Source organism: Massilia sp. CFBP9012 (assembly GCF_034045115.1).
In the GTDB taxonomy this organism is placed as follows: Bacteria; Pseudomonadota; Gammaproteobacteria; order Burkholderiales; family Burkholderiaceae_D; genus Telluria.
This window is the reverse complement of record NZ_JAXCWM010000031.1, coordinates 1-5127: the sequence shown is the minus strand read 5'-3', so window position 1 is coordinate 5127 and position 5127 is coordinate 1. Positions and strand designations below refer to the sequence as shown.

The window sequence follows — 5127 nt, the reverse complement described above, 5'->3', positions numbered from 1 at the left end:
TCGCTTCGTCTCAGATTTCTCTGCCGATCTTGCTACCGTAACCGCTTGATTACGTTAACATTTTTCGGTCATGCCGAAGCGGAGGCGAACTATAGCAAAGCCCTACCCAGTCGCGCAAGTGCTCAGCAATAATATTGTTCTGCAGTGAAAAATCAGGGCGACGGCGCCACGCCGCGCAGCTGTTCCGCGTCCTGCAGCGGCGAGGCGCCAAACAGGCGACGGTACTCGCGGCTGAACTGCGATGGACTTTCATACCCCACCTGGAAAGCCACATTCGCGGCTTCGACGCCGCCGCTCATCAGTAACTTGCGCGCCTCCAGCAGCCGCACCTGTTTCTGGTATTGGAGCGGACTCATGATCGTAGCGGCCTTGAAGCGGCGATGAAGGACCGACGGGCTCAGGTGCACGGCCTCGGCCAGCTCGGCGATTTTCAAGGGTGCGTCGTAATGCTCGCGGATCCAGCTGATCGCCTTGTTCACGGCATGCTCGCGGTGGCTTCCCATCAATCCCTGCGTCAGGGTGGGGCCGCCCGGCCCCGTCACCAGGTGATACATGATTTCCTGCTTGACCAGACGCGCGAGGACAGGCAGATCCGACGGCCGGTCGAGCAGCCGCAACAAGCGTTCGAATGCTTCCAGCAAGGCCGTACCCGCGATCTCGACGCTGACGAGGGGCGGGTCGTCTCCCCCAGACGGCATCGGCAATCGCATCTCGAGCATGAAGGAGGCAAGCTCCTTGGGGTCGAGATCGACCCGGATGCCGTAATACGGTTCCGCTTCGCTGGCACGCACGACCTGGCCCGAGACTGGGATCGTCGTGCCCGCCTGCACATAGCAACCGGCGCCGTAGCGCAGTACGCGCTCACCTACCAGCATCTGCTTCTCGCCGTGCAGCATCAGGCACATCGACGGCTCCAGCATCCCGCGGCCGATCGCCGTCGGTCCCCGGCGCCGGATCAGCCCCAGCCAAGGCAGTGCCGTCGACAGGTCATCGATGTCGTCCGCCGAGGAAAAGCGGCGGCTGACCGTCTCCAGCAACTGCTCAAGCAAGCCGCGCTCAGAGCGACTGTTCATAGCCAAGCAGGGTCTTTGGTTCGAGATATTCCTCCAGCCCGAAGATGCCGAATTCACGCCCCAGCCCCGACTGCTTGAATCCACCAAACGGCGCCATCGGCTCATCGTACAGGCCATTGATGAAGATCCGGCCCGCTTCGATGCGGCGAGCGACACGATTCGCACGCGCCACGTCTCCCGAGAACACATAGGCATGCAAGCCATAGATCGTGTCGTTGGCGATCGCGATGGCATCTTCCTCATCGTCGTAGGCAATGACGGACAGGACCGGTCCGAAGATCTCCTCTTTTGCGATGGTCATGTCGTTGCGGACATTGCTAAACACAGTAGGCCGCACGAAATAGCCGCGCTCCAAGCCCTGAGGCAAGCCGGTACCGCCCAGCAGCAGGGTTGCGCCCTCCTCGATCCCTTTGCGGATATATCCTTGCACGCGCTGGTACTGGGTGGCGCTCACCATCGGCCCGATCCGGGTTTCCGGATCGCGTGGATCGCCCACCTTCAAGGCCCGGAACGCCGCGACGATGCCTTGCTCGGCCTCCCGCAATCGTGCGCGCGGCACCAGCAGGCGCGTACCGGCCAGGCAGGCCTGGCCGCTGTTCATGGTTGCCGCCGCCGCGATGAAGGGCATGGCCTTGTCGAAGTCGGCGTCGTCGAGCAGGATTGTGGGCGACTTGCCGCCCAGTTCCAGGGTGACGCGCTTGAGCGTGTCCGCGGAACCGCGCACGATCGACTTGCCGACTGCGGTGGAGCCGGTAAACGAAATCTTCGCAATGCCCGGATGGCGCGCGAGGGCGGCGCCGACGACGTCGCCACGGCCAGTCAGGATGTTGAACAGGCCGGCCGGCACTTCAGCCCGGTGTAACACGCGGGTCAGCAGTTCAGTCTGGCGCGCGCTCAATTCGCTCGGCTTGATCACTGCCGTACTGCCGGCGGCGATCGTCATCGCGAGTTTGCTACAGATCATGCCGTAGTTTGCATTCCAGGGCGTGATCAGGCCAACGACACCGAGCGGCTCCATGCGCACCCGCGCGCTGGCAACCTGGCGCTCGAACGGGTAATCGGCCAGCAGCGTGCGCGCCTGGTCGAACGAGGCGGCGGCCCGCTTCGATGTGGCGACGGAAATACCGTGAGGTCCGCCATATTCCTCGATCATTGTCGCGATCAATTCCTCTTCTGCGTCGGCCACCACCTCATGCAGACGTGCGAGCCAAGCCATGCGCTGTTCGCGCGACGATCCGGCAAGTTCACGATAAGCGGCGGTCGCTGCGGCAATTGCGTTTTCCGCGTCGACCTCGTCGGCCAAGGTGACTTGCGCCGCTTCCTGCCCGGTGACAGGGTCGACCAGGGTAAAGCGCTCGGCGCCATGTGGGGTGACGAATTGTCCCTTGATATAAATAGTGTCGATCGATTTCATGGGCACTCCATTCAAGACAATGTTCATTCATCATAGAAGTCAGGGGGAGTCGGGAGGTAGATGGTTCCTCGCATCCTCTTGCCTGATCCTGTCATTCGCGCGAGGATCCGACAATTTGCCGTATTGCAGAGATGGCGTCATGTAAGTGCTTACGCACGCCACATCGCTCGTGCTTCGGCACTGCATCAATTTCGTCAGACAATCGCTTGCAATTATCTAGCGTGCGATCTATATTGGAAGAATGAACGCGACCACGCCCACCTCCCCTGCGACGCCCATGCTCGACGAGCAACTGTGCTTCGCCCTGTACTCGACCTCGTTGGCAATGATGCGGGTCTACCGCGGCTTGCTGCCCAAGCTTGGGCTCACCTATCCGCAGTATCTCGTGATGATGGTTTTGTGGGAACAAGATCAGCTGACCGTGTCCGACATCGGCGAGCGCCTGTTCCTTGACTCTGCGACCTTGACACCCTTGCTCAAGCGTATGGAAGCGCAGGGACTGGTGCAGCGTAACCGCGCGCGCAGCGATGAACGCCAGGTGATCATCAGCCTGACCGACGAGGGCAAGGCATTGAGGAAGGAAGCCGCCAGCGTGATGCCGGCGGTATTGTGCGCAACCCAGTGCTCGGTCGACGAAGCCGCGGCCCTGCGCGACCAGTTAGTGGACCTGCGCAAGAGCCTGAACGCCAGCACCGACTGAGCGGCGCCTGATAGAATCGGCAGGTCAGGCCGCGATCCGCAGCGGCTTGCCTTCGGTGCCGATGCGGAACACGCGCACGGTGCGCAGCAGCGTCGCTGCCTGTTCCTTGAGCGCCGCGGCCGACGCGGCGGCCTGCTCAACCAAGGCAGCGTTCTGCTGGGTTGCCTCGTCCATTTGACCCACCGCATGGTTCACTTGCTGGATACCGGCATGCTGGGCTTCGCTTGCGGTGGTGATTTCAGCGATGATGCCGCTGACTTCCTTCACGCTGCTCACGATGTCGTCCATCGTGGCGCCGGCCTGCTCCACCAGCTTCGAACCCGCATCGACCTTGGCGGCCGATTCGCCGATCAATGCCGAGATCTCCTTGGCGGCAGTGGCCGACCGCTGCGCCAGGTTGCGCACTTCGCTCGCCACCACGGCAAAGCCCCGTCCCTGCTCGCCGGCGCGCGCCGCTTCGACCGCCGCATTCAATGCCAGGATATTGGTCTGGAAGGCGATCGCGTCGATCACGCTGGTGATATCCGAAATCCTGCGGGCCGAGGCATTGATATCCTGCATGGTATCGACCACGGCGGAGACGACGGTGCCGCCCTTGCTTGCAACCACGCTGGCCGATGCGGCGAGCGTATTGGCGTGGCGGGCGTAGGCGGTATTCTGTTCGACGACAGCAGTCAGCTCTTTCATCGAATCGGCCGTGCGGCCCAGCGAGCTCGCCTGTTCCTCGGTACGCATCGACAGATCGTCGTTGCCGGCGCTGATCTCACTGGAAGCGGTCGCGATCATGTCGGTACCGCCGCGAACCTGCGCAACGATGTTTTGCAGACTGGCCTGCATTTCACGGATGGCATGCATGACGCTGGCATCGTCATTGGGACGGACGGCGACGTCGACGGTCAGATCGCCCGCAGCAATGGCCGACGCGATGCGATTGACTTCGACCGGCTCGCCGCCCAGCTGGCGCAGCAGATGTGCCGTGATCGCGCTGCCGATCAGCACGCTCAGGGCCACTGCGGCGAGCGTGACCACGATGATCGTGGTTTTGGCGGCAGCGATCGATTCCTGCGCATGGGCCGTACCGTCTGCGACATATTGCTGCACAGTGGTGATGACGCGGTCGATATCGAGCACGTTCTGACGGCGCAGCGGACTGCATTCGTTGACGAGGAAGCTGCCGTATTCGGTCAGCTGGCCGGCATCGCGATAACGGCGTGGGCGGTTCAGCTCTTGCGCCATCTGCAACAAGCCATCGCGCATTTTCGCAAAGTCAGCATTCCCTACAAACAGTGGCTCCAGGGCCTGCAGTTCGGCGAGATAACGGGCTTTGTGTTGGTCCAGGAGGGCGAGTTCACGCCTGGCGTCGGTGACGTCCGGGAAGATGTAGGCATTGCGCGCGGCGAGGCCAGTCTGGGCAAGCGATTCGCGCAGCTCGTACAGGCGCTCGAGCTGGGTCGTGCGCACGGTGTTTTGCGCGGCAAGTTCCTGACCGACGTTTCCTAATTCACGCCATGCAAAGATGGCCAGTACGATGATCAGGATCCCGACCAGGCCGAACCCCACGCCGAGTTTGGCGCGCGTGCTGAGTGCAGAAAGTGATCGCATAAAATTCTTATTAAAAGTGATGAGGCAAACGAAGTCCCTGCCGGTTTTTATATACCAACAAGAAAAACTAAATGGGTAACGAAGAATTATAGAAAACTATTCGCCGCGCACGATTGATTCTGTACGGAAAGCAAGGTTATCTGTACGCAATGTGCTTTATGACAATGCGATTTGGTGCTTGAACAACAGACTGATTCGTCAAGTCGGAAAAGCAAAAAACCCCACCAGGATCACCTGGTGGGGTTTTTCTTATAACTAGCCTGACGATAACCTACTTTCACACTGGTTGCAGCACTATCATCGGCGCAAAGTCGTTTCACGGTCCTGTTCGGGATGGG

4 protein-coding genes are annotated in these 5127 nt (G+C 61.0%); 1 reads left to right on the top strand and 3 read right to left on the bottom strand.

Annotated features, from left to right (window positions below):
- Nucleotides 1-152: 152 nt before the first annotated feature.
- Both SOM61_RS26345 and SOM61_RS26340 read right to left on the bottom strand, forming a co-directional pair.
- Nucleotides 153-1049: an AraC family transcriptional regulator gene (locus SOM61_RS26345; RefSeq protein ID WP_320476819.1), complete on the bottom strand. Its 897-nt coding sequence runs from the start codon at nt 1047-1049 to the stop codon at nt 153-155.
- A gap of 7 nt (nt 1050-1056) precedes the next feature.
- On the bottom strand, nt 1057-2487 hold the full coding sequence (locus tag SOM61_RS26340; protein ID WP_320476818.1) for an aldehyde dehydrogenase family protein: 1431 nt from the start codon (nt 2485-2487) through the stop codon (nt 1057-1059).
- Between the two features lie 241 nt (nt 2488-2728).
- Here SOM61_RS26340 and SOM61_RS26335 point away from each other — a divergent pair, with 241 nt between their 5' ends.
- Nucleotides 2729-3187: a MarR family winged helix-turn-helix transcriptional regulator gene (locus SOM61_RS26335; RefSeq protein WP_320476817.1), complete on the top strand. Its 459-nt coding sequence runs from the start codon at nt 2729-2731 to the stop codon at nt 3185-3187.
- Nucleotides 3188-3211: 24 nt separating this feature from the next.
- On the opposite strand, the gene SOM61_RS26330 is transcribed toward SOM61_RS26335, so the two are convergent.
- Entirely contained in the window at nt 3212-4789 is a 1578-nt protein-coding gene (locus tag SOM61_RS26330) for a methyl-accepting chemotaxis protein (protein WP_320476816.1), read from the bottom strand.
- Nucleotides 4790-5127: the final 338 nt, after the last annotated feature.

Excerpts from the sequence above, each read along its gene's own strand:
- SOM61_RS26335 (WP_320476817.1), top strand. The coding sequence starts at position 2,729 with ATGAACGCGACCACGCCCACCTCCCCTGCGACGCCCATGCTCGACGAG.
- SOM61_RS26340 (WP_320476818.1), bottom strand. The coding sequence starts at position 2,487 with ATGAAATCGATCGACACTATTTATATCAAGGGACAATTCGTCACCCCA.
- SOM61_RS26330 (WP_320476816.1), bottom strand. The coding sequence starts at position 4,789 with ATGCGATCACTTTCTGCACTCAGCACGCGCGCCAAACTCGGCGTGGGG.